Raw genomic sequence first — 24,817 nt, 5'->3', positions numbered from 1 at the left:
AAGAACGCATAATAACGATGGCGATGAAAAAGTTGCTCATAGCGTCGCTGCTGTTTAGCAGCGCAACCGTATACGGTGCTGAAGGGTTCGTGGTGAAGGACATTCATTTCGAAGGCTTGCAGCGTGTCGCTGTTGGTGCGGCCCTCCTCAGTATGCCAGTGCGTCCTGGCGATACGGTGACCGATGATGATATCAGTAACACCATTCGTGCTCTGTTTGCCACCGGCAACTTTGAGGACGTTCGCGTCCTGCGCGATGGTGATACCCTGCTGGTGCAGGTGAAAGAGCGCCCAACGATTGCCAGCATCACTTTCTCCGGTAACAAGTCGGTGAAGGATGACATGCTCAAGCAAAACCTTGAGGCATCCGGCGTACGCGTTGGGGAGTCCCTTGACCGCACGACGCTCGCTGATATCGAAAAAGGGCTGGAAGATTTCTACTATAGCGTCGGTAAGTACAGCGCCAGCGTAAAAGCTGTCGTCACGCCGCTGCCGCGTAACCGCGTCGACCTGAAGCTGGTGTTCCAGGAAGGCGTCTCGGCGAAAATCCAGCAGATCAACATTGTCGGTAACCATGCATTCAGCACCGATGAACTGATTTCAACCTTCCAGCTGCGCGACGAAGTGCCGTGGTGGAACGTGGTCGGCGATCGCAAATACCAGAAGCAGAAACTGGCAGGGGATCTCGAAACTCTGCGCAGCTACTACCTGGATCGCGGCTACGCGCGTTTCAACATCGACTCCACCCAGGTGAGCCTGACGCCGGATAAAAAAGGCATCTATATCACCGTGAACATTACCGAAGGCGATCAGTACAAGCTATCGGGTGTGCAGGTGACGGGCGATCTGGCGGGGCACTCGGCGGAAATCGAAGCGCTGACCAAAGTCGAGCCGGGCGAGCTGTATAACGGCGCCAAAGTGACCAAAATGGAGAATGACATTAAGAAACTCCTCGGTCGCTACGGTTACGCCTATCCGCGCGTTCAGTCGCAGCCGGAAATCAACGATTCCGACAAGACCGTGAAGCTGCACGTCAACGTCGATGCGGGGAACCGTTACTACGTCCGTAAAATTCGCTTTGAAGGCAACGACACCTCTAAAGATTCCGTTCTGCGTCGCGAAATGCGCCAGATGGAAGGGGCGTGGCTGGGCAGCGACCTGGTTGACCAGGGTAAAGATCGTCTGAACCGTTTAGGCTATTTCGAAACCGTTGATACCGATACGCAGCGCGTTCCGGGCAGCCCGGACCAGGTAGACGTGGTCTATAAGGTCAAAGAGCGTAACACCGGCAGCTTCAACTTTGGTATCGGCTACGGTACTGAAAGCGGCGTGAGCTTCCAGGCGGGCGTTCAGCAGGACAACTGGTTGGGTACCGGCTATTCCGTCGGAATTAGCGGCACCAAAAACGATTACCAGACCTATACTGAACTGTCGGTCACTAACCCGTATTTCACCGTTGATGGCGTCAGCCTCGGTGGTCGTCTCTTCTATAACGACTTCGATGCAAGCGATGCGGATCTGTCCGACTATACCAATAAAAGCTATGGTTCGGACGTGACGCTGGGCTTCCCGGTTAATGAATACAACACGTTGCGAGCGGGGCTGGGGTATGTACATAACTCCTTGTCCAGCATGAAGCCGCAGGTAGCGATGTGGCGTTATCTGAACTCTCTGGGGCAGTACCCAAGTACGACGAACGATAGCAACGGCTTTAGCGCTAACGACTTCACTTTCAACTACGGTTGGACGTACAACAAGCTGGACCGCGGTTTCTTCCCGACGGAAGGCTCGCGCGTTAACCTGAATGGTAAAGTGACCATTCCGGGCTCAGATAACGAATATTACAAAGCCACGCTGGATACGGCGACCTACGTGCCGATCGATGACGATCACAAGTGGGTGGTTCTGGGACGTACCCGCTTTGGCTACGGCGATGGTCTGGGCGGCAAAGAGATGCCGTTCTACGAGAACTTCTACGCCGGTGGTTCAAGCACCGTGCGCGGGTTCCAGTCGAACACCATTGGTCCGAAAGCGGTCTATTTCCCGGCCAGCAGCCGTCATGATGATGACAGCGGCTACACTAACGACTGTAAGAGCACCGCATCCGCGCCATGCGAATCTGATGATGCAGTGGGCGGTAACGCCATGGCGGTCGCCAGCCTGGAGATGATTACGCCGACGCCGTTTATCAGCGATAAGTATGCTAACTCGGTCCGTACCTCCTTCTTCTGGGATATGGGTACCGTGTGGGATACGCACTGGGATTCGAGCGCGTACGGTGGCTATCCGGATTATGGCGATCCGAGCAACATCCGTATGTCCGCAGGTATTGCGGTACAGTGGATGTCGCCGTTGGGGCCGTTGGTATTCTCCTACGCCCAACCGTTTAAAAAGTACGAGGGAGACAAGGCCGAGCAGTTCCAGTTTAACATTGGTAAAACCTGGTAACTGTAGGGCGACAAAGGAATGTAAGTGCAGTATCGCGCTGACTTTAGGCGATAACCTCGGTTGTCGCCTGGCCACGCAAATAACGGTACCCCTGGGTACTCATGGGATGGTAAGGAGTTAATTGTGAAAAAGTGGTTATTAGCTGCAGGTCTGGGTTTAGCAATGGTAACTTCCGCACAGGCGGCAGATAAAATTGCAATGGTAAACATGAACAGCCTGTTCCAACAGGTTGCCCAGAAAACAGGCGTTTCTAATACGCTGGAAAACGAGTTCAAAGGCCGCGCGAGCGAGCTGCAGCGTATGGAAGGTGACCTGCAGTCTAAAATGCAGCGTCTGCAGTCCATGAAGCCGGGCGCCGACCGTACCAAGCTGGAAAAAGACGTAATGGCTCAGCGCCAGACTTTCTCTCAGAAGGCGCAGTCTTTTGAGCAGGATCGTGCACGTCGTTCTAACGAAGAACGTGGCAAGCTGGTTACCCGTATCCAGACCGCTGTGAAAAGCGTAGCGAACAGCCAGAGCATCGATCTGGTCGTAGATTCTAATGCCGTTGCATACAACAGCAGCGATGTAAAAGACATCACCGCTGATGTGCTGAAACAGGTTAACTAAGTAATGCCTTCAATTCGACTGGCTGATCTTGCGCAGCAGTTGGATGCAGAATTACACGGTGATGGCGATATCGTCATCACCGGCGTTGCATCCATGCAGACTGCAAAAGCGGGCCATATTACGTTCATGGTAAATCCTAAATACCGTGATCACCTGGCCGCTTGCCAGGCTTCTGCCGTTGTCATGACGCAGGATGATTTACCTTTTGCCCACGGCGCCGCGCTGGTAGTGCGTAATCCCTACCTGACCTACGCGCGCATGGCTCAAATACTTGATACCACGCCGCAGCCGGCGCAGAATGTCGCGCCCAGCGCGGTCATCGATGCCACGGCGAAGCTGGGTAATAACGTAGCGATCGGCCCTAACGCCGTTATCGAATCCGACGTAGAGCTCGGCGATAACGTGGTTATCGGCGCCGGATGCTTCGTTGGTAAAAAGACCAAAATTGGCGCAGGCTCGCGTTTATGGGCCAACGTCACCGTTTATCACGAGATTGAGATCGGCGAAAATTGCCTGATCCAGTCCGGCACCGTGATTGGTGCAGACGGTTTCGGTTACGCCAACGATCGCGGTAACTGGGTGAAGATCCCGCAGCTAGGTCGCGTCATTATCGGCGATCGCGTGGAGATCGGCGCCTGTACCACTATCGACCGCGGTGCGCTGGATGACACCTCGATTGGCAATGGCGTCATTATCGACAACCAGTGCCAGATTGCGCACAACGTCGTGATTGGCGACAATACCGCCGTTGCTGGCGGTGTGATCATGGCGGGTAGCCTGAAAATCGGCCGCTACTGTATGATTGGCGGCGCCAGCGTTATCAACGGTCATATGGAAATCTGCGACAAAGTTACCGTCACGGGGATGGGGATGGTTATGCGTCCTATTACAGAACCTGGCGTGTACTCTTCAGGTATCCCGCTGCAACCGAATAAGGTTTGGCGTAAAACAGCCGCGCTGGTGATGAATATTGATGATATAAGCAAGCGCCTCAAAGCAGTTGAGCGCAAGGTTAATCAGCAAGATTAGCGCACCCAGCCAGACGCGAAATCATGCCACGTAGCTGATAAAGCGGCCGCCTGGCGGATAGCGCGTTAAAATTTTCGGCCTGTTGCATTCATAAGATTGCCGCAGGCCGTGTTATTATTGCCTTTTAGTATATTTAGACAGGAAGAGTATTTTGACTACTGACACTCATACTCTGCACATTGAAGAGATTCTGGAACTTCTGCCTCACCGTTACCCGTTCCTGCTGGTAGACCGCGTGCTGGATTTTGAAGAAGGTCGTTTTCTGCGCGCAGTAAAAAATGTTTCTGTTAACGAGCCGTTTTTCCAGGGGCATTTCCCTGGTAAACCGATTTTACCCGGCGTATTGATTCTGGAAGCCATGGCGCAGGCCACCGGCATTCTGGCATTCAAAAGCGTGGGCAAGCTCGAGCCGGGCGAACTGTACTATTTTGCCGGGATTGATGAAGCGCGTTTCAAACGTCCGGTAGTGCCAGGCGATCAGATGATTATGGAAGTCACTTTTGAGAAAACCCGCCGCGGCCTGACCCGTTTTAAAGGCGTCGCGCTGGTGGACGGAAAAGTGGTTTGCGAAGCAACGATGATGTGTGCGCGTAGCCGGGAGGCCTGATACGTGATTGATAAAACCGCCTTTATTCATCCTTCAGCCATTGTGGAAGATGGCGCCGTGATCGGTGCTAACGCCCACATTGGTCCGTTTTGTATTGTTGGTGCTAACGTCGAGATTGGCGAAGGTACCGTACTGAAATCTCATGTTGTGGTTAACGGTCATACTACGATTGGCCGCGATAATGAGATCTATCAGTTCGCTTCCATCGGCGAAGTTAACCAGGATCTGAAATATGCTGGTGAACCGACTCGCGTGGAAATTGGCGATCGCAACCGCATCCGCGAAAGCGTCACCATTCATCGCGGTACAGTACAGGGCGGTGGATTAACGAAGGTGGGCAGCGATAACCTGCTGATGATCAACGCCCACGTGGCGCATGATTGTACGGTCGGTGACCGCTGTATTCTGGCCAATAACGCGACCCTTGCCGGGCACGTCTCGCTGGATGATTACGTTATCATCGGCGGTATGACCGCAGTGCATCAGTTCTGCATCATCGGTGCCCACGTAATGGTTGGCGGCTGCTCCGGCGTTGCGCAGGACGTACCGCCGTTCGTTATTGCCCAGGGCAACCACGCGACGCCGTACGGCGTCAATATCGAAGGGCTGAAACGCCGCGGCTTCAGCCGCGAAGCGATCACCGCAATTCGTAACGCCTATAAGCTGCTGTACCGCAGCGGCAAAACGCTGGACGAAGCCAAGCCGGAAATCGCCGAGCTGGCGGTTCAGTATCCTGAAGTTCAGCCGTTTTCCGACTTCTTTGCCCGCTCAACCCGCGGCCTGATTCGTTAATGGCTGCACAGCGTCCCCTGACGATTGCCCTGGTCGCCGGAGAAACCTCCGGCGATATTCTTGGTGCAGGTCTGATCCGCGCGCTTAAGGCTCGTATTCCCGATGCGCGCTTTGTTGGCGTGGCGGGGCCGCTAATGCAGGCAGAGGGCTGCGAAGCCTGGTATGAAATGGAAGAGCTGGCGGTGATGGGCATTGTTGAGGTGCTCGGCCGTTTGCGCCGCCTGCTGCATATTCGCGCCGATCTCACCCGCCGCTTCGGCGAGCTGCGTCCCGATGTTTTTGTCGGCATCGACGCGCCGGACTTCAATATCACCCTTGAAGGCAATCTCAAGAAGCAGGGCATCAGGACGATTCATTACGTCAGCCCATCCGTTTGGGCGTGGCGACAAAAACGTGTTTTCAAAATTGGCAGATCGACCGATCTGGTGCTGGCATTTCTGCCTTTCGAAAAAGCGTTTTACGATAAATTTAACGTTCCCTGCCGTTTTATCGGCCACACTATGGCGGATGCGATGCCGCTGGATCCGGATAAAGGCGCCGCGCGCGATCGTCTGGGCATCGCCCGGGACGCGCACTGCCTGGCGCTGCTGCCGGGGAGCCGCGGGGCAGAGGTTGAAATGCTCAGCGCAGACTTCCTCAAAACCGCGCAGATTTTGCGTGGCCACTATCCCGGCCTGGAAGTATTAGTCCCGCTGGTGAACGCCAAAAGGCGCGAACAGTTTGAACGCATTAAAGCCGAAACGGCGCCGGATCTCCCGGTTCATCTGCTGGATGGTCAGGCGCGTGATGCGATGATTGCCAGCGATGCCGCGCTGCTCGCCTCCGGGACGGCGGCGCTGGAGTGCATGCTGGCCAAGTGCCCGATGGTCGTTGGCTACCGCATGAAGCCGTTTACCTTCTGGCTGGCGAAGCGGCTGGTGAAAACCGATTACGTCTCGCTACCTAACCTGCTGGCCGGGCGCGAGCTGGTTAAAGAGCTGTTGCAGGATGAGTGTCAGCCGCAGCTGCTTGCCGATGCGCTGCGACCGCTGCTGGCTGACGGGAAAACCAGCCATGAAATGCACGACACCTTCCGCGCGCTGCATCAACAAATTCGCTGTAATGCTGATGAGCAGGCGGCGGACGCGGTACTGGAGTTAGTAAAATGATTGAGTTTGTCTATCCGCATACCCACCTCGTTGCCGGCGTTGATGAAGTTGGACGCGGGCCGCTGGTTGGCGCGGTCGTCACCGCGGCGGTGATCCTCGATCCGGCAAAGCCGATTACTGGCCTGAATGATTCCAAAAAATTAAGCGAAAAGCGTCGCCTGGCGCTGTTCGCTGAAATCAAAGAGAAGGCCCTGTCCTGGAGCCTTGGCCGCGCGGAACCGCACGAGATTGACGAGCTGAATATCCTGCACGCAACGATGCTGGCAATGCAGCGTGCGGTCGCCGGTTTACACATTGCGCCGGAGTTCGTGCTGATTGACGGTAACCGCTGTCCGTCGCTGCCGGTTCCCTCGCTGGCGGTTGTTAAAGGCGATAGCCGGGTGGCGGAAATCAGCGCAGCGTCTATTCTGGCTAAAGTCACGCGCGATGCCGAGATGGTTACGCTGGATCTGGAATTTCCTCAATACGGCTTTGCGCAGCATAAAGGCTATCCCACCGCTTTCCATCTGGAAAAGCTGATAGAGCATGGCGCAACAGAGCATCATCGGCGCAGTTTCGGCCCGGTAAAACGCGCGCTGGGCCTCGCGTCCTGAATCAATACGCAATCAAGTAACGCGGAATCTGAAGATGGCTGAACCACGTTTCGTACACCTCAGGGTGCATAGCGACTATTCCATGATCGATGGGCTGGCGAAAACCGGGCCGCTGGTGAAAAAGGCGGCCGCGTTAGGCATGCCGGCGCTGGCGATCACCGATTTTACCAACCTGTGCGGGCTGGTGAAGTTCTACGGAGCGGGACACGGGGCCGGGATCAAACCGATCGTCGGCGCCGATTTTCATGTCCAGAGCGATCTGCTAGGCGATGAGCTGACAGAACTAACCGTACTGGCGGCCGATAACGCCGGCTATCAGAACCTCACCCTGCTGATTTCCCGCGCCTATCAGCGCGGCTACGGCGCTCTCGGGCCGTGGATCGATAGAGACTGGCTGGTTGAGCATCAGGAAGGGCTGATTCTGCTCTCCGGCGCGCGCAAAGGCGACGTCGGCGTCTGCATGACGCGCGGGAATGCGGCGCTGGTTGAACAGTGCGTCGCCTTCTACGAAGAGCATTTCGCCAATCGCTACTATCTTGAACTGATCCGCACCGGTCGGGCGGATGAAGAGACCTATCTGCACGCCGCCGTACAGCTGGCGGAAGAGCGCGGGCTGCCGGTGGTGGCGACGAACGACGTGCGCTTCCTGGAAACCGGCGACTTCGACGCGCATGAAATCCGCGTGGCGATCCATGACGGTTTTACCCTCGACGATCCGAAGCGCCCGCGTAACTATTCGCCGCAGCAGTATATGCGCAGCGAAGATGAGATGTGCGAGCTGTTCTCCGATCTCCCCGAGGCGCTGGAAAATAGCGTAGAAATAGCCAAACGCTGTAACGTCACCGTGCGTCTTGGTGAATACTTCCTGCCGCAGTTCCCGACCGGTGAAATGACGACTGAAGATTTCCTGGTATTGAAATCGAAAGAAGGTCTGGAAGAGCGCCTGGCGTTCCTGTTCCCGGACGAAGCCGAGCGCAAAGAGAAGCGCCCGGAATATGATGAACGTCTGGATATCGAGCTGCAGGTTATCAACCAGATGGGCTTCCCTGGCTACTTCCTGATCGTAATGGAATTTATCCAGTGGTCGAAGGATAACGGCGTGCCGGTCGGCCCAGGCCGCGGCTCCGGCGCCGGCTCGCTGGTTGCGTATGCGCTGAAAATTACCGATCTCGATCCGCTGGAGTTCGATCTGCTGTTCGAACGCTTCCTGAACCCGGAGCGCGTGTCGATGCCCGACTTTGACGTCGACTTCTGTATGGAGAAGCGCGATCAGGTTATCGAACACGTCGCGGACATGTACGGTCGCGATGCGGTATCGCAGATTATTACCTTCGGTACGATGGCGGCGAAAGCGGTTATCCGCGACGTCGGCCGCGTGCTGGGCCATCCGTATGGCTTTGTCGATCGCATCTCAAAGCTGGTCCCGCCGGATCCGGGTATGACCCTGGCGAAAGCGTTTGAAGCCGAACCGCAGCTGCCGGAGATCTACGAAGCTGACGAAGAGGTCAAGGCGCTGATCGATATGGCGCGCAAGCTGGAAGGCGTCACGCGTAACGCCGGCAAGCACGCGGGCGGGGTGGTTATCGCCCCGACCAAAATCACCGATTTTGCCCCGCTATACTGCGATGAGGCCGGGCAGCATCCGGTGACCCAGTTTGATAAGAACGACGTGGAATACGCGGGTCTGGTGAAGTTTGACTTCCTCGGCCTGCGTACGCTGACGATCATCAACTGGGCGCTGGAGATGATCAACAAGCGGCGCGAGAAGAACGGCGAAGAGCCGCTGGATATCGCCGCCATTCCGCTGGAAGATAAGAAAAGCTTTGATATGCTGCAGCGCTCGGAAACCACCGCGGTTTTCCAGCTTGAATCGCGCGGCATGAAAGACCTGATCAAACGTCTGCAGCCGGACTGCTTCGAAGATATGATCGCTCTCGTGGCGCTGTTCCGTCCGGGCCCGCTGCAATCGGGGATGGTTGATAACTTTATCGACCGTAAGCACGGCCGGGAGGAGATTTCCTATCCGGACGTGCAGTGGCAGCATGAGTGTCTGAAACCGGTACTTGAGCCGACCTACGGCATCATCCTGTACCAGGAACAGGTCATGCAGATCGCGCAGGAGCTTTCTGGCTATACGCTCGGCGGCGCGGACATGCTGCGTCGTGCGATGGGTAAGAAAAAGCCGGAGGAGATGGCCAAGCAGCGCGGCACCTTCGAGGAAGGGGCAAAGAAAAACGGCGTTGATGGCGAGCTGGCGATGAAAATCTTCGACCTGGTGGAGAAATTCGCCGGTTACGGATTTAACAAATCGCACTCCGCGGCCTATGCGCTGGTTTCCTACCAGACGCTGTGGCTGAAGGCGCACTACCCGGCAGAGTTTATGGCCGCGGTGATGACGGCGGATATGGACAACACCGAGAAGGTTGTCGGGCTGGTGGATGAGTGCTGGCGGATGGGGCTGAAAATCCTGCCGCCGGACATTAACTCCGGCCTGTACCATTTCCACGTTAATGACGATGGCGAAATCGTCTACGGCATCGGGGCAATAAAAGGCGTCGGCGAAGGCCCGATCGAAGCGATTATCGAAGCGCGTAACGAAGGCGGCTATTTCCGCGAGCTCTTCGACCTTTGTGCCCGTACCGATACCAAAAAGCTTAATCGCCGGGTGCTGGAAAAACTGATTATGTCCGGGGCGTTTGACCGCCTCGGGCCGCATCGCGCGGCGCTGATGAATTCGCTGGGCGATGCGCTGAAGGCCGCCGATCAGCACGCCAAAGCCGAGGCCATTGGCCAGGCTGACATGTTCGGCGTGCTGGCGGAAGAGCCGGAGCAAATTGAGCAATCCTATGCTAACTGCCAGCCGTGGCCGGAGCAGGTGGTGCTTGATGGCGAAAGGGAGACCCTGGGGCTGTATCTGACCGGTCACCCGATCAACCAGTATTTGAAAGAGATCGAGCGCTACGTAGGCGGCGTAAGGCTCAAAGACATGCATCCGACCGATCGTGGTAAAGTGACCACGGCGGCGGGGCTCGTTATTGCTGCGCGGGTAATGGTCACCAAGCGCGGCAATCGTATCGGCATCTGTACTCTGGATGACCGTTCCGGGCGTCTGGAGGTGATGTTATTCACCGACGCCCTGGATAAATATCAGCAATTGCTGGAAAAAGACCGCATACTTATCGTCAGCGGACAGGTCAGCTTTGATGACTTCAGCGGGGGGCTTAAAATGACCGCCCGCGAAGTGATGGACATTGACGAAGCCCGGGAAAAATATGCTCGCGGGCTTGCTATCTCGCTGACGGACAGGCAAATTGATGACCAGCTTTTAAACCGACTCCGTCAGTCTCTGGAACCCCACCGTTCGGGAACTATTCCAGTGCACCTCTATTATCAGAGGGCGGATGCGCGCGCGCGGCTGCGCTTCGGCGCAACATGGCGCGTCTCTCCGAGCGATCGTTTACTCAACGATCTGCGTGGCCTTATCGGCTCGGAGCAGGTGGAACTGGAGTTTGACTAATACAGGAATACTATGAGTCTGAATTTCCTTGATTTTGAACAGCCGATTGCAGAGCTGGAAGCGAAAATCGATTCCCTGACTGCAGTAAGCCGTCAGGATGAGAAACTCGATATTAACATCGATGAAGAAGTGCATCGTCTGCGTGAAAAAAGCGTAGAGCTGACGCGTAAAATCTTCGCCGATCTCGGCGCATGGCAGGTTGCTCAGCTGGCACGCCATCCACGTCGCCCATACACCCTGGATTATGTCCGCCTGGCGTTCGACGAGTTTGACGAACTGGCCGGCGACCGCGCTTACGCTGATGATAAAGCTATCGTCGGCGGTATTGCGCGTCTGGACGGGCGTCCGGTGATGATTATCGGCCACCAGAAAGGGCGCGAGACGAAAGAAAAAATTCGTCGCAACTTTGGCATGCCGGCACCGGAAGGCTACCGTAAGGCGCTGCGTCTGATGGAGATGGCCGAGCGCTTTAAAATGCCGATCATCACCTTTATCGACACCCCTGGTGCCTACCCGGGCGTGGGCGCGGAAGAGCGCGGCCAGTCGGAAGCGATTGCCCGTAACCTGCGTGAAATGTCGCGTCTGAGCGTTCCGGTCATCTGTACCGTTATCGGCGAAGGCGGTTCCGGCGGCGCGCTGGCGATTGGCGTCGGCGACAAAGTGAATATGCTGCAGTACAGCACCTATTCCGTTATTTCGCCGGAAGGCTGCGCGTCCATTCTGTGGAAAAGCGCGGACAAAGCCCCGCTGGCGGCTGAAGCTATGGGGATCGTTGCCCCGCGCCTGAAAGAGCTGAAGCTTATCGACTCCATTATTCCGGAGCCGCTGGGCGGCGCGCATCGCAATCCGGAAGCCATCGCCGCAAGCCTGAAAGCGCAGCTGCTGGCCGATCTGGCGGACCTCGATATCCTGAGCAAAGAAGAGCTGTTGAACCGTCGTTATCAGCGTCTGATGAACTACGGCTACGCCTGATTATTCCTTACGTTATGCCGTAAAAAGGGCCGGATTTTCCGGCCCTTTTTTATGTGCGATACGCTGGCGCGATTGCTATGATGCCTGCCTTAGGTTAATTCCAGGAGGAAAGCGTGAATATCATTGCCATCATGGGTCCCCACGGCGTCTATCACAAAGACGAACCGATCAAAGAACTGGAAGTCGCTCTGCAACAGCAAGGCTTTCAGACCATCTGGCCGCAAAATAGCGCCGACCTGCTGCAGTTTATCGAACACAACCCGCGCATCTGCGGCGTCATTTTTGACTGGGATGAGTATAACGTCGATCTGTGTAGCGATATTAATCAGCTCAACGAATATCTGCCGCTGTACGCATTTATCAACGCGCATTCGACGATGGACGTCAGCAGCCAGGATCTGCGCATGACGCTGTGGTTCTTCGAGTATGCTCTCGGCCTGGCGCAGGAGATTGCCACCCGCATCGGCCAGTACACCCGCGAGTATCTGGACAACATCACGCCGCCGTTTACCAAAGCGCTGTTCAACTATGTGCAGGAGGGAAAATATACCTTCTGCACGCCGGGGCATATGGGCGGGAGCGCATACCAGAAAAGCCCGGTCGGCTGCCTGTTTTATGATTTCTTTGGCGGCAATACGCTCAAGGCCGACGTCTCCATTTCCGTGACGGAGCTGGGCTCGCTGCTCGATCACTCCGGCCCGCACCTGGAGGCCGAAGAGTATATCGCCCGCGCCTTTGGGGCGGAACAGAGCTACATGGTGACTAACGGCACCTCAACGTCGAACAAAATTGTCGGCATGTACTCCGCCCCGGCGGGGAGCACGCTGCTTATCGATCGCAACTGCCATAAGTCGCTGGCGCATCTGCTGATGATGAGCGACGTCGTCCCTCTGTGGCTGAAGCCGACGCGTAATGCGCTGGGGATCCTCGGCGGCATCCCGAAGCGTGAATTTACCCGCGACAGCATTCAGCAGAAGGTGAGCACGACGGGCGGGGCGCAGTGGCCGGTACATGCGGTGATCACCAACTCCACCTACGACGGGCTGCTGTACAACACCACCTGGATAAAAGAGACGCTCGACGTGCCCTCTATCCACTTTGACTCCGCGTGGGTGCCCTATACCCATTTCCACCCGATCTATCAGGGGAAGAGCGGAATGAGCGGCGATCGCGTCCCGGGCAAGGTTATCTTTGAGACCCAGTCAACGCACAAGATGCTGGCGGCGCTGTCGCAGGCTTCGCTGATTCATATTAAAGGCAGCTATGACGAAGAGACCTTTAATGAAGCCTTTATGATGCATACCTCTACCTCGCCGAGCTATCCCATCGTCGCCTCGATTGAAACCGCCGCGGCAATGCTGCGCGGGAACTCAGGCAAGCGTCTGATCCAGCGATCGGTAGAGCGGGCGCTGGATTTCCGCAAAGAGGTACAGCGCCTGCGCGAAGAGGCGGACGGCTGGTTCTTTGATATCTGGCAGCCGGAAGATATCGCCGAGACCCGATGCTGGCCGGTCGCCGCCGGCGAGGATTGGCACGGTTTTCAGGATGCCGATGACGACCATATGTTCCTCGATCCGGTTAAGGTGACGATCCTGACGCCGGGTATGGATGAGCAGGGCAATATGGATGACGAAGGCATCCCGGCCGCGCTGGTGGCGAAATTCCTCGATGAGCGCGGCGTGGTGGTGGAAAAAACCGGGCCCTACAACCTGCTGTTTCTTTTCAGCATCGGCATCGACAAGACCCGGGCGATGGGCCTGCTGCGCGGCCTGACGGAGTTCAAGCGCGCCTACGATCTTAATCTGCGGGTGAAAAACATGCTCCCGGATCTCTATGCCGAAGACCCGGATTTCTACCGCAATATGCGGATTCAGGATCTGGCTCAGGGGATCCATCGCCTGATTCGTCAGCACCAGCTTTCGCAGCTGATGCTGAGCGCCTTCGATGTCCTGCCGGAAATGAAGATGACGCCGCACCAGGCCTGGCAGCGGCAAATCAAAGGTGAGGTGGAAACCATTGAGCTGGAAAATCTGGTCGGACGCATATCCGCTAACATGATCCTGCCGTATCCGCCGGGCGTGCCGCTGCTGATGCCCGGGGAGATGATTACCGAGGAGAGCCGCGCGGTGCTCGATTTCCTGCTGATGCTGTGCTCCATCGGGCGCCATTATCCGGGCTTTGAAACCGACATTCACGGAGCGAAACGTGACGAGGATGGCGTATATCGGGTACGGGTCTTAAAAAATGATTAGGTGCTTGCGCTGCGGCGGGCGGTGCGGGTAACCTGGCTGATATCAATACGAGGATGTTTACTATGCTGGGTCTAAAACGGGTTCACCATATTGCGATTATTGCGAGCAGCTACGCGCAGAGCAAAGCCTTCTACTGCGATATTCTCGGGTTTACGCTGCAGAGCGAGTTCTACCGCGAAGAGCGCGACTCGTGGAAGGGCGATCTGGCGCTGAACGGGGAGTACGTCATTGAACTGTTCTCCTTCCCTTTTCCTCCGTCCCGCCCGTCGCGGCCCGAGGCCTGCGGCCTTCGTCACCTGGCCTTCAGCGTGGATGATATTGACGCGTCGGTGGCCCACCTTGAGGCCCACGGCGTGAAGTGTGAAGCGATACGTATCGATCCCTTCACCGATAAGCGTTTTACCTTCTTTAACGACCCGGACGGCCTGCCGCTGGAAATTTATCAGCAGTAACCCTTGCCAGAGATGGCCCTGGCCGGTAACGTGCCGGGCTATCTCTCCTCAGCCAGCATTATCATGAAGATGACCCCAGATATTGCGCAAAACCTTCAGCCGCACCGCCAGTTTTTAGTGGCCTTCAGCGGTGGCCTCGATTCAACGGTTCTGCTACACCAGCTGGTCTGCTGGCGCGAGCGGGAGCCGACGTTAAGGCTGCGTGCTATCCATATTCATCATGGCCTGAGCGCGAATGCCGACGATTGGGTGGCGCACTGCCAGCAGCTGTGCCAGCAGTGGCAGGTTCCGCTGGTGGTCGAGCGCGTGGTGCTGGCGGATGCCGGCCTGGGGGTCGAAGCGCACGCCAGGCAGGCGCGCTACCAGGCCTTCCGAACGGCGCTTGAGCCGGGGGAGGTGCTGGTGACGGCCCAGCATCTCGACGATCAGTGTGAAACCTTCCTGCTGGCGCTCAAGCGCGGCAGCGGCCCGACCGGGCTGTCGGCGATGGCCGCCTGTTCCGCCTTTGCTGATACCCTGCTGCTGCGCCCGCTGCTCAATACCCGCCGGGAAGCGTTACGCCAGTGGGCGCTTCGTCATCAGCTCAGCTGGATTGAAGATGAGAGCAACCAGGACGATGCCTACGATCGCAACTTTTTGCGCTTGCAGATTATTCCTCGACTTAGCGCCCGCTGGCCCCACTTCGCCGAGGCGGTAGCCCGCAGCGCGGACCTCTGCGCTGAGCAGGAGAGCCTGCTGGATGAGATGCTGGCAGAAGAGCTGGCGTCGCTGATGGCGGATGAGGGTACCTTAGCGATTGACCCCCTGGCTGAAGTGAGCGCCGGGCGCCGCGCCGCTCTGCTGCGCCGCTGGCTGGCTTGGCACAACGCGCCGATGCCATCGCGCGAGATGCCGGAACGGATCTGGCGTGAGGTTGCTCAGGCGCGGGAGGATGCGTTTCCCTGCCTGCGTCTCGGCGATTTTACCGTGCGGCGCTACCGGCAGCGGCTGTGGTGGGTGAAATATCTTCCCGGCCAGGCGGAGGCGGTGCTGTCATGGCCCGATAGCCGGCAGCCGCTGCGGCTGCCGGAGGGGATGGGGGAGCTGGCGCTGCTTGCCGGAGGGCCGCTGCGCGCTCCCCTCGCCGGCGAAGCGGTGACGGTGCGCTTTCGCGCCAGCGGGAATCTGCATATCGTCGGGCGCCACGGCGGGCGCAAGCTGAAGAAAATCTGGCAAGAGCTGGGGGTTGCGCCCTGGCGCCGGGATACCACGCCGCTGCTGTTTTACGGCGAAAAGCTAATTGCCGCCGCGGATTTGCTGTTTATAACCCGTGATGGAGAAGCGCAGGATAGCGAGGGCGTACGGCTGGCATGGAGGAAAACGGGCGGCTAAGCCACCCGTTTTTATTCAGGACTCGCTCACCACCACGGTACCAATTTCCGGATGGCTGAAGCTGGCGATGGTATCCAGGCGTAGCTCGCGACTATTTTCGCCAAGTTCCACCACCAGATACTCGATATTTTTGCGCGAGATAAGATCGTTTGCCTTCGCCTGCAGCTGCTCACCATCTTTGAGCGCCAGCGCCAGCACCAGATGATGCTGGCAGGCAAGTTCGAGATTGTCATAATCATCGCAGTTGATGGGTTGATAAGTATCATTCATTGACATAATCGCTCACCAGTAAGTTTGCTGCCGCATAGGCGGCCTTTTCCCTGACTGACTCCGAAAGGGCCTCATCCGCCGCAATTTCATTCAATACTTTCAACACGCAACCCAGCGCATTCGGGATATACCCCAGGTCTCCGCTGGCTATTTCCGCATACCGCTTGCGTATTAACTCACAATATTGGTCCACATGCCCTCCTGTCAGTATTCTGACTCAACCGTGGGATGCAAGTTTAAGCCTACGAAGATAAACTCTGTTTAGCAAGGTGACTATACCATAGTCATTTAAGCAATATCAGCAGGATGAAAAGGGACCCCTCGATTGTCGACAGCCTTTTGTCGCCAGTTTCGCTACAATGTACGCCATTTTTTTCAGGAGTTTTTTCATGGCGCTGAAAGCGACGATTTATAAAGCGACGGTAAATGTAGCCGATTTGGATCGCAACCGGTTTATTGATGCCAGCCTGACGCTGGCGCAGCATCCGTCTGAAACCCAGGAGCGCATGATGCTGCGCCTGCTGGCATGGATTAAATATGCCGATGAGCGGCTGCAGTTTACCCGCGGTCTCTCCTCGGATGACGAGGCAGAGCTGTGGCTGCTCAACGATCATCTGGGCGTCGATCTGTGGATTGAGCTCGGATTACCGGACGACAAGCGGATTAAAAAAGCCTGCTCGCGTTCGCAGGAAGTGGCGTTATTTGCCTACAATAGCCGGGCGGCCGAGGTTTGGTGGCAGCAGAATAAGAGTAAAATGGCGCAGTTCAGCAAACTGACGGTCTGGTATCTGGACGATGCGCAGCTCGCGCAGCTTAGCGCATTTGCCGATCGCACGATGATATTGCAGGCGACAATTCAGGACGGCAGCATCTGGTTATCCGACGCTAAGAATAATCTGGAAATTCATTTAACGGCCTGGCAGCCGTCGGCATGATTACCCTTAGCCGCAGCGTCTCTATTGCGGATGATGAAATCTCCCTCACGGGGATCCGCGCGCAGGGCGCGGGCGGTCAGCACGTGAATAAAGCGTCAACCGCGATCCACCTGCGTTTTGATATTAAGGCTTCAAGCCTGCCTGAGTACTACAAGGAGCGTTTGCTCAGTGCCAGCCACCACTTAATTTCTGCCGACGGTGTGGTTATCATTAAGGCTCAGGAATACCGTAGCCAGGAGATGAATCGCGAAGCCGCGATTGCTCGCCTGATTGCGCTTATAAAAGAATTAACCGTAGCGCAAAAAAGTCGCCGGGAAACGCGACCGACCCGAGCATCAAAAGAGCGTCGGCTTGCTTCTAAGTCGCAAAAGTCATCGGTCAAAGCGCTGCGTGGGAAAGTTCGTCAGTAGGCGATGCGACGAACGGGTGGCATGGATTATAAGGAATTTACAGTGAAGAAAATCATATTCTCAGTGGCGGCGGCCTGTTCGCTCTTTGCGCTGTTTGGCTGCAATCATCGGGCAGAAGTTGAGACGCTGCAGCCGGCGGCGATGACGGAGCTGAAGCCGATGCAGCAGAGCTGGCGCGGGATATTGCCGTGTGCCGATTGCGAAGGTATCGAAACCTCGCTGTTTCTCGAAAAAGACGGCAGCTGGGTGATGAATGAACGCTATCAGGGCGTGACCCGCGAGCCGTCATCGTTCGCGTCGTACGGTACCTGGGCCCGAACCGCAGATAAGCTGGTATTGACCGATAGCAAAGGGGAGAAATCCTACTATCGGGCGAAAGGGGACAAGCTGGAGATGCTCGATCGCGAAGGCAATCCGATTGAGTCAACGCTGAACTATACCCTCGAGTCGGTGAAAGCCAGCCTGCCGACCACGCCGATGGCGATGCGCGGGATGTATTTCTATATGGCGGATGCGGCGACCTTTACCGATTGCGCCACCGGCAAACGCATTGCGGTTGCCAATAACGCCCAGCTTGAGCGTGATTATGCCGCCGCGCGCGGAACGGATACGCGTCCGGTGCTGCTGGTGGTGGAAGGGCACTTTACCCTCGAGCCTAATCCTGACAGCGGTGAAATGGTGAAAACGCTGATGGCGGATAAGGACGTGAAATTTATTCCCGGCAAAGATTGCAGCCAGTAAAAGAATCGCTCCGATAAAAAAAGGCCTCGCAGATGCGAGGCCTTTTTGCATTCAGGCGCGGAATTAACCTTTAATGGCGTTAACCAGGTAATTGACGATATCGCCAGTTTTAATCAGCTGTTTTTCACCGACGCGACGATGCTTATATTCGATATCGTCGTTATCGAGGTTGCGGTCGCCCAGCACGATGGTGTGCGGAATACCGATCAGCTCCATATCGGCAAACATCACGCCCGGACGCTCTTTACGGTCGTCCATCAGGACTTCAATACCCTGGGCGCGCAGTTCGCTATACAGCTTCTCAGCCAGCTCCTGCACGCGGTAGGATTTGTGCATGTTCATCGGCAGAATCGCCACCTGGAAAGGCGCGATAGCTTCCGGCCAGATGATGCCGCGATCGTCAAAGTTCTGCTCGATAGCCGCGGCAACCACGCGGGTTACCCCGATGCCGTAACAGCCCATCGTCAGCACCTGGTTGCGGCCATCTTCACCCTGCACCGACGCGTTCAGCGCCTGCGAGTACTTGGTGCCCAGCTGGAAGATGTGGCCGACTTCAATGCCGCGTTTGATCAGCAGCGTACCCTGACCATCCGGGCTCGGGTCACCGGCGACAACGTTACGGATGTCGGCAACTTCCGGGGTGGCGACATCGCGATCCCAGTTGATGCCGAAGTAGTGTTTGCCGTCAACGTTAGCGCCAGCGGCGAAATCGCTCATGACCGCAACGGTACGGTCGATAACGACCGGAACCGGCATGTTGACCGGACCCAGGGAGCCGGGGCCCGCTTTGACGATCGCGCGGATCTCTTCTTCGCTGGCGAAAGTCAGCGGGCTGGCAACCTGCGGCAGTTTCTCAGCTTTGACTTCGTTCAGCTCGTGGTCGCCGCGAACCAGCAGGGCAACCAGCGGATAAGCGCTGCCTTCCGCCGCTTTAACCAACAGCGTTTTCACGGTCTTCTCAACCGGCAGATTGAACTGTTCAACCAGCTCGGCGATGGTTTTTGCGTTTGGCGTATCGACCAGCGTCATTTCCTGAGCGGCGGCAGCGCGCGGCTCTTTCGGCGCAATGGCTTCGGCAAATTCGATATTGGCGGCAAAGTCAGAGCTGTCGGAGAAGATCACGTCATCTTCGCCGCTCTGCGCCAGAACCTGGAACTCGTGCGATGCGCTACCGCCGATTGAGCCGGTGTCAGCCTGTACCGCGCGGAAATCGAGACCCATGCGGGAGAAGATTTTGCTGTAGGCGGCATACATCGCATCGTAGGTTTCCTGCAGCGATTCCTGAGTCGTATGGAAAGAGTAGGCGTCTTTCATCAGGAACTCGCGCGAACGCATCACGCCGAAGCGCGGGCGAACTTCATCGCGGAATTTGGTCTGAATCTGGAAGAAGTTAAGCGGCAGCTGTTTATAAGAGTTCAGCTCGTTGCGGATCAGGTCGGTGATCACCTCTTCATGCGTTGGGCCGAGGACGAACGGACGATCGCCGCGATCGACGAAGCGCAGCAGCTCCGGACCGTATTGCTCCCAGCGTCCGCTCTCCTGCCACAGGTCTGCCGGCTGAACGACCGGCATAGACACCTCGATAGCACCGGCGTTGTTCATCTCTTCACGCACGATGTTTTCGACTTTTTTCAGAACGCGCAGGCCGGTTGGCAGCCAGATGTATAATCCGGAGGCCAGCTTGCGGATCATCCCGGCGCGCAGCATCAGCTGATGGCTGATGACTTCGGCGTCGGCAGGTGTCTCCTTTTGTGTGGAGAGCAGATATTGGCTAGTACGCATGTTGTTACGGTTCCATTTGGACGATCGGAACAGGCTGGAGGGCCAGCCTGAAACAAAAAAAGTGGTTTAGTTTACCAGTGTGGCAAAGATGCCAAAAGAGAGGAAAATAAAATTAGCGTGGTTCCAGAGAAAAGACTTCAAAACCAGACGCAATCACGCGCCAGCGCACATTAAAATCGAGCAGCCAGACGGCATAAGTTTTTCCTGCTTCTTCCTCTTTACGATAGGCCGGGCGCGGGTCCTGCGCCAGAACTTCGCGAATAAACGCTTTAAGCTGCGGATAGCGTTTTTCCAGCAGCGCAAGCTGCGCGTCTATCTCAGGCGTAAAGCTAACCGTCATTTCAGCCAGCGGTGCCTGCTGGGCGTAGCTGGCGCTGGCATCCGGGAGCGCTTCGGCAAACGGGAGATAGGGTTTGATATCAACGACCGGCGTACCGTCCACCAGGTCGAGGCTGCCGAGCTGGAGTATCACCCGATCTTTCTGGCAGCTAACGCCCTTGAGCTCGACCAGCGACATGCCGATTGGGTTTGGCCGGAAGGTTGAGCGCGTGGCGAAAACGCCCATTCGCGCATTGCCGCCAAGGCGGGGAGGGCGCACGGTAGGCCGCCAGCCGCCGGCCATGGTTTGATGAAAAACAAACAATACCCACAGATGGCTGAAGTTTTCCAGGCCGCGCACGGCGTCGGCCTGGTTATAGGGGGGCAGCAGATGCAGTTCGCCGCCGCCGTTTTTGACCAGACCCGGCTGGCGAGGTACGGCAAATTTTTCTTTATACGGCGAGCGAATAACACCTATCTGCGCAAACTGAAAAGAACTCATTGCGCCGAAACGTTAAGCGCAGAGCCAAGGCAAACGGCCTGGCGATAGCATCCTGGCGTGCCGCTGGTGACTTCGCAGCTGTGCAGCAGGACCGCGTTAGCTTTCATTTTCGCGGCATTAATTTGCAGACGCTTACGCGCGGTAGGGATGTTCGGCGGCGAATCCTGATTTGAGGCCTGGCATGACTCACCGGTGACTTCACCCAGATCGCGGAAAGGCTTGCCGACCAGCGCTGACGCATCGGTATAGATTCTTACCGGTGCCGGGCGCACGGCTTTGGGTTTTGCCGGTTCCGATTTGACAGGTGCCGTTGCCGTGCTTTGTACAGGTTCGACGGGAGATCTGCTTAGCATAGAGCAACCGCTTAACATGAGTGCTAACAAACAGACCGGTAAAGCACGCATAGTATTTCCTCAATGAATAATAAAACAGGGCGCTATTGAATCAGGTGCCTGCATAAATGACAAGACGGGCATAAAGCCCGTCCTGAATGATATTACGGTGAAAAAAGATTACCAGCCTTTCACTGCACCGCCGTTAAAGATTTTATTCGCGGCTTCGTAAACTTCATCGCTCTGGTAAGCCTGAACAAATTTCTTAACATTTTCCGCGTCTTTGTTGTCTTCGCGAGCAACAATCAGGTTTACGTACGGAGAATCTTTATCTTCGACAAAAATACCGTCTTTTGCCGGGGTCAGGCCAATCTGGCTCGCATAGGTGGTATTGATAACCGCCAGGGCAATCTGCGCATCGTCGAGGGAGCGCGGCAGCTGCGGTGCTTCCAGCTCAACAATCTTCAGGTTTTTCGGGTTATCAATAATATCCAGAGCGGTCGGCAGCAGGCCAACGCCTTCTTTCAGCTTGATCAGGCCCGCTTGCTGCAGCAGCAGCAGGGAGCGACCGAGGTTAGTCGGGTCGTTAGGAATGGCAATCTGGGAACCCGGCTGCAGTTCGTCGAGGGTTTTAATTTTCTTGGAGTAGCCGGCAATCGGATAAACAAAGGAGTTACCGACGGCAACCAGCTTGTAGCCACGGTCCTTAATTTGCTGATCGAGGTAAGGTTTGTGCTGGAAGGCGTTAACGTCGATATCGCCTTTGCTCAGCGCTTCGTTCGGCAGAACGTAATCGTTGAAAGTCACCAGCTCAACGTCGAGACCATATTTCTCTTTAGCGACTTTCTGCGCGACTTCAGCAACCTGCTGTTCAGCACCCACAATGACGCCGACTTTAATATGGTTCGGATCTTTTTCATCCTGGCCGCAGCCCACCAGAGCCAGAGAGCCGATCAACGCACCTACTGCCGCAAAGGTTTTAAAATTAAAGGCCATGCTATTTCCTTCCTGTAAGAGTCTGTGTGTACACGCGTCGTTCAGGCTGCGCTGAAGCGCCCTGAACGATGTTGTGTCGATAATGTTATTTGTGAGTCACAGCCCGGACGATACGGTCGCCAGAGAATTGAATTAAATAAACCAGAATAACCAGTAATACCAGCACGGTATTCATTACCGTGGCGTTGTAGCCGATGTAGCCGTACTGATAGCCAATCTGCCCCAGACCACCGGCGCCGACCGCGCCGCCCATGGCGGAATAGCCGACCAGGGTAATGAGCGTAATCGTCGCGGCGTTTACCAGACCCGGCAGCGCTTCAGGCAGCAGGACCTTACGTACGATCTGCATCGGCGTGGCCCCCATCGCGCGGGACGCTTCAATCAGACCCGTTGGGATCTCAAGCAGCGCGTTCTCCACCATGCGGGCGATAAACGGAGCGGCGCCAACCGTCAGCGGCACAATGGCTGCCTGCAGGCCGATGGACGTACCGACAATCACGCGGGTAAATGGAATCATCCACACCAGCAGGATAATAAAAGGTATCGAGCGGAAGATATTAACCAGCGCCGACAGGGTCCGGTAGAGCTTCGCGTTCGCGGCAATCTGTCCTGGGCGGGTGACGTACAGCAGCACGCCCACCGGCAGACCGAGGACAAAACCGAAAAAGCCGGAGACAAAGGTCATTGCCAGCGTTTCCCACACGCCGCGCAACAGCAGCCAGATCATTGCCTCAGACATATCCCAGTACCTCTATTTTTACATGGTTTTCCTGCAGCCAGGCGATTGCCGCCTGGGTATCTTCCTGCGTGCCGTGCATCTCGGTCAGCATAATGCCGAACTTCACGCCGCCGGCGTAATCCATCTGCGCGCTGATAATGTTGTTATTCACATTAAAGCGACGGGCGGTTTCAGAGAGCAGCGGAGCATCGACGGAGTGGCCGGTAAACTCCATGCGTAGCATTGGTACGCTATCCGGGAGTGCGGTTGGCTTGAGGCGCGCCTGATAGTCATCCGGAATATCCAGATGCAGCGTTGATTGAATAAACTGCTGTGCCAGTGGGGTTTTCGGATGAGAGAAGACTTCGCTCACCGTATCCTGCTCGATTAGCTGCCCGTTGCTGATGACCGCGACGCAATCACAGATGCGTTTGACGACGTCCATTTCGTGAGTGATCAGCAGAATCGTCAGGCCGAGGCGGCGGTTGATATCCTTCAGCAGCTCCAGAATGGAGCGGGTGGTCGCCGGATCAAGGGCGCTGGTGGCTTCGTCACACAGCAGAACCTTCGGGTTACTGGCCAGAGCGCGGGCAATCGCCACGCGCTGCTTCTGTCCGCCCGAGAGGTTAGCCGGGTAGCTATCATGCTTATCGGCCAGGCCGACAAGATCCAGCAGCTCGGTCACGCGGCGTTTAATTTCCGCCTGCGGGGTATTGTCGAGCTCGAGAGGGAGCGCCACGTTGCCGAAAACGGTACGCGAAGACAGCAGGTTAAAGTGCTGGAAAATCATGCCAATCTGGCGGCGCGCGCGGGTCAGTTCCTTTTCAGAAAGTGCGGTAAGCTCCTGCCCTCCAACCTGTACGCTGCCCTGAGAGGGGCGCTCAAGCAGGTTTACGCAACGAATCAGCGTACTCTTACCGGCGCCGGATGCGCCGATAACGCCATAAATCTGCCCGGCAGGAACATGCAGGCTGACGTCGTTCAGCGCCTGTATGGTGTGGTTCCCCTGCTGGAACACTTTGGTGATATTCGAAAGTTTAATCATCAGTTATTTATTATCGTTTAGCCGTTTGCCGTGGCATTTTCTTCTGCCGTGTCCAGGCGATGCCTGTCAATGAAATGGATGTTAAGGCATCCAGACGTCTAAATCAATCTGACTCTGTATAATGAGCACTTTCTTGCATCAGGAAACATGCGATACTAATCAGACTAGCCTTTATCAGGAGTAAACCGGTGGCAAAGTCAGTACCCGCAATTTTTCTCGACCGTGATGGCACTATTAATGTCGATCACGGCTATGTCCACGAAATCGATAATTTTGAGTTTATCGATGGCGTAATTGACGCGATGCGTCAATTAAAGGAGATGGGCTTCGCGCTGGTGGTGGTCACCAACCAGTCCGGTATCGCTCGCGGTAAGTTTAGCGAAGCGCAGTTTGAAACGCTGACCGAATGGATGGACTGGTCGCTGGCCGACCGCGGCGTCGATCTGGACGGTATCTACTATTGTCCGCATCACCCGCAGGGCACCGTTGAAGAATACCGTCAGACCTGTGATTGCCGTAAGCCGCATCCGGGGATGCTCATCTCCGCGCGTGACTACCTTAATATAGATATGGCCGCTTCTTATATGGTAGGCGACAAAGTTGAAGATATGCAGGCAGCTCTGGCGGCGGATATTGGCACGAAAGTGCTGGTGCGTACCGGCAAGCCGGTCACGGCGGATGCGGAAAATGCCGCTGACTGGGTGCTTAATAGCCTGGCAGACCTGCCGGCAGCCATCAAAAAGCAGCAAAAATAAGCGTTGCGTATAAAAGATGAGCGGTTGAAATAAAATTGTATTTTTCCGCTTGTCATTCCCGGCGGGCTCCCTATAATGCGCCTCCATCGACACGGCGGATGTGAATCACTTCACACCAGATGGCCGGTTCGGTTGAAGAGAAAAGAATCCTGAAATTAAGGGTTGACTCTGAAAGAGGAAAGCGTAATATACGCCACCTCGCAACGCTGAGCGAAAGCCGCGTT

Annotated in this window: 24 protein-coding genes; 16 read left to right on the top strand and 8 right to left on the bottom strand. The window is 56.2% G+C overall.

Going from position 1 to position 24,817, the window contains the following annotated elements; all coding sequences use genetic code 11:
* Positions 1 to 17 precede the first annotated feature (17 nt).
* The 12 genes from bamA (at position 18) to tilS (ending at position 15,789) form a co-directional block, all read left to right on the top strand.
* Positions 18 to 2,447, top strand: a complete 2,430-nt coding sequence (bamA, locus tag GO007_RS21810; protein WP_095103640.1) for an outer membrane protein assembly factor BamA — start codon at positions 18 to 20, stop codon at positions 2,445 to 2,447.
* A 123-nt stretch (positions 2,448 to 2,570) separates the two neighbouring features.
* Positions 2,571 to 3,056 carry a molecular chaperone Skp gene (skp, locus tag GO007_RS21805; protein WP_095103634.1) on the top strand — a complete coding sequence of 162 codons (486 nt, stop codon included), beginning with the start codon at positions 2,571 to 2,573 and terminating at the stop codon, positions 3,054 to 3,056.
* Positions 3,057 to 3,059: 3 nt separating this feature from the next.
* Positions 3,060 to 4,085, top strand: a complete 1,026-nt coding sequence (gene lpxD / locus GO007_RS21800) for a UDP-3-O-(3-hydroxymyristoyl)glucosamine N-acyltransferase (RefSeq protein ID WP_095103633.1) — start codon at positions 3,060 to 3,062, stop codon at positions 4,083 to 4,085.
* A 151-nt stretch (positions 4,086 to 4,236) separates the two neighbouring features.
* Positions 4,237 to 4,692, top strand: a complete 456-nt coding sequence (fabZ, locus tag GO007_RS21795) for a 3-hydroxyacyl-ACP dehydratase FabZ (RefSeq protein WP_004145858.1) — start codon at positions 4,237 to 4,239, stop codon at positions 4,690 to 4,692.
* A gap of 3 nt (positions 4,693 to 4,695) precedes the next feature.
* Positions 4,696 to 5,484: an acyl-ACP--UDP-N-acetylglucosamine O-acyltransferase gene (lpxA, locus tag GO007_RS21790; RefSeq protein ID WP_095103632.1), complete on the top strand. Its 789-nt coding sequence runs from the start codon at positions 4,696 to 4,698 to the stop codon at positions 5,482 to 5,484.
* On the top strand, positions 5,484 to 6,632 hold the full coding sequence (gene lpxB / locus GO007_RS21785) for a lipid-A-disaccharide synthase (protein ID WP_095103630.1): 1,149 nt from the start codon (positions 5,484 to 5,486) through the stop codon (positions 6,630 to 6,632). Before lpxA ends, lpxB begins: the two co-directional genes overlap by 1 nt.
* Positions 6,629 to 7,225, top strand: a complete 597-nt coding sequence (gene rnhB, locus GO007_RS21780) for a ribonuclease HII (RefSeq protein WP_095103629.1) — start codon at positions 6,629 to 6,631, stop codon at positions 7,223 to 7,225. Before lpxB ends, rnhB begins: the two co-directional genes overlap by 4 nt.
* A 34-nt stretch (positions 7,226 to 7,259) precedes the next feature.
* A complete protein-coding gene (dnaE, locus tag GO007_RS21775) occupies positions 7,260 to 10,742 on the top strand; it encodes a DNA polymerase III subunit alpha (RefSeq protein ID WP_095103627.1) in 3,483 nt (1,160 codons plus the stop codon).
* Positions 10,743 to 10,754: 12 nt separating this feature from the next.
* Positions 10,755 to 11,714 carry an acetyl-CoA carboxylase carboxyl transferase subunit alpha gene (gene accA / locus GO007_RS21770; RefSeq protein ID WP_095103626.1) on the top strand — a complete coding sequence of 320 codons (960 nt, stop codon included), beginning with the start codon at positions 10,755 to 10,757 and terminating at the stop codon, positions 11,712 to 11,714.
* Positions 11,715 to 11,827: 113 nt separating this feature from the next.
* Positions 11,828 to 13,966 (top strand): lysine decarboxylase LdcC, encoded by a 2,139-nt coding sequence (locus GO007_RS21765; RefSeq protein ID WP_095103625.1) that lies wholly within the window; start codon positions 11,828 to 11,830, stop codon positions 13,964 to 13,966.
* 62 nt (positions 13,967 to 14,028) lie between these two features.
* On the top strand, positions 14,029 to 14,418 hold the full coding sequence (locus GO007_RS21760) for a VOC family protein (RefSeq protein WP_095103624.1): 390 nt from the start codon (positions 14,029 to 14,031) through the stop codon (positions 14,416 to 14,418).
* A 63-nt stretch (positions 14,419 to 14,481) separates the two neighbouring features.
* Positions 14,482 to 15,789 (top strand): tRNA lysidine(34) synthetase TilS, encoded by a 1,308-nt coding sequence (gene tilS, locus GO007_RS21755; protein WP_095104093.1) that lies wholly within the window; start codon positions 14,482 to 14,484, stop codon positions 15,787 to 15,789.
* Between the two features lie 15 nt (positions 15,790 to 15,804).
* Here tilS and rof read toward each other — a convergent pair whose 3' ends face one another.
* On the bottom strand, positions 15,805 to 16,065 hold the full coding sequence (rof, locus tag GO007_RS21750) for a Rho-binding antiterminator (protein WP_095103622.1): 261 nt from the start codon (positions 16,063 to 16,065) through the stop codon (positions 15,805 to 15,807).
* Entirely contained in the window at positions 16,052 to 16,252 is a 201-nt protein-coding gene (locus tag GO007_RS21745; protein WP_041144146.1) for a YaeP family protein, read from the bottom strand. The genes rof and GO007_RS21745 overlap by 14 nt, the downstream gene beginning before the upstream one ends.
* A gap of 196 nt (positions 16,253 to 16,448) precedes the next feature.
* On the opposite strand from GO007_RS21745, the gene GO007_RS21740 reads away from it, so the two are divergent.
* Genes GO007_RS21740 through nlpE form a run of 3 tightly spaced genes read left to right on the top strand, consistent with a single transcriptional unit; the run spans position 16,449 to position 18,145 of the window.
* Entirely contained in the window at positions 16,449 to 16,994 is a 546-nt protein-coding gene (locus tag GO007_RS21740) for a YaeQ family protein (RefSeq protein WP_095103621.1), read from the top strand.
* Complete coding sequence (arfB, locus tag GO007_RS21735) at positions 16,991 to 17,404, top strand: alternative ribosome rescue aminoacyl-tRNA hydrolase ArfB (protein WP_095103620.1); 414 nt, start codon at positions 16,991 to 16,993, stop codon at positions 17,402 to 17,404. The genes GO007_RS21740 and arfB overlap by 4 nt, the downstream gene beginning before the upstream one ends.
* 42 nt (positions 17,405 to 17,446) lie before the next feature.
* A complete protein-coding gene (nlpE, locus tag GO007_RS21730; protein ID WP_095103618.1) occupies positions 17,447 to 18,145 on the top strand; it encodes an envelope stress response activation lipoprotein NlpE in 699 nt (232 codons plus the stop codon).
* Between the two features lie 63 nt (positions 18,146 to 18,208).
* On the opposite strand, the gene proS is transcribed toward nlpE, so the two are convergent.
* The 6 genes from proS to metN form a co-directional block, all read right to left on the bottom strand.
* Positions 18,209 to 19,927, bottom strand: coding sequence for a proline--tRNA ligase (proS, locus tag GO007_RS21725; protein WP_095103617.1), 1,719 nt, complete (start codon positions 19,925 to 19,927; stop codon positions 18,209 to 18,211).
* 112 nt (positions 19,928 to 20,039) lie between these two features.
* A complete protein-coding gene (gene tsaA / locus GO007_RS21720; RefSeq protein ID WP_095103616.1) occupies positions 20,040 to 20,747 on the bottom strand; it encodes a tRNA (N6-threonylcarbamoyladenosine(37)-N6)-methyltransferase TrmO in 708 nt (235 codons plus the stop codon).
* Positions 20,744 to 21,151 (bottom strand): Rcs stress response system protein RcsF, encoded by a 408-nt coding sequence (gene rcsF, locus GO007_RS21715; RefSeq protein WP_095103614.1) that lies wholly within the window; start codon positions 21,149 to 21,151, stop codon positions 20,744 to 20,746. The genes tsaA and rcsF overlap by 4 nt, the downstream gene beginning before the upstream one ends.
* 108 nt (positions 21,152 to 21,259) lie before the next feature.
* Positions 21,260 to 22,075, bottom strand: a complete 816-nt coding sequence (locus tag GO007_RS21710; protein WP_095103613.1) for a MetQ/NlpA family lipoprotein — start codon at positions 22,073 to 22,075, stop codon at positions 21,260 to 21,262.
* Between the two features lie 85 nt (positions 22,076 to 22,160).
* Positions 22,161 to 22,814 (bottom strand): methionine ABC transporter permease MetI, encoded by a 654-nt coding sequence (locus GO007_RS21705; RefSeq protein ID WP_041144154.1) that lies wholly within the window; start codon positions 22,812 to 22,814, stop codon positions 22,161 to 22,163.
* The gene (metN, locus tag GO007_RS21700) at positions 22,807 to 23,838 is read right to left on the bottom strand and encodes a methionine ABC transporter ATP-binding protein MetN (RefSeq protein ID WP_095103612.1); all 1,032 of its coding nucleotides are present in this window, start codon (positions 23,836 to 23,838) and stop codon (positions 22,807 to 22,809) included. The genes GO007_RS21705 and metN overlap by 8 nt, the downstream gene beginning before the upstream one ends.
* Positions 23,839 to 24,026: 188 nt before the next feature.
* Here metN and gmhB point away from each other — a divergent pair, with 188 nt between their 5' ends.
* Positions 24,027 to 24,593, top strand: a complete 567-nt coding sequence (gene gmhB, locus GO007_RS21695; RefSeq protein WP_095103611.1) for a D-glycero-beta-D-manno-heptose 1,7-bisphosphate 7-phosphatase — start codon at positions 24,027 to 24,029, stop codon at positions 24,591 to 24,593.
* Positions 24,594 to 24,817 lie beyond the last annotated feature (224 nt).

This window comes from Klebsiella sp. 10-1 (genome assembly GCF_009758445.1).
In the GTDB taxonomy this organism is placed as follows: domain Bacteria; phylum Pseudomonadota; class Gammaproteobacteria; order Enterobacterales; family Enterobacteriaceae; genus Klebsiella; species Klebsiella scottii.
The sequence above is the reverse complement of the archived record's forward strand: the minus strand, read 5'-3'. Positions and strand labels throughout refer to the sequence as shown.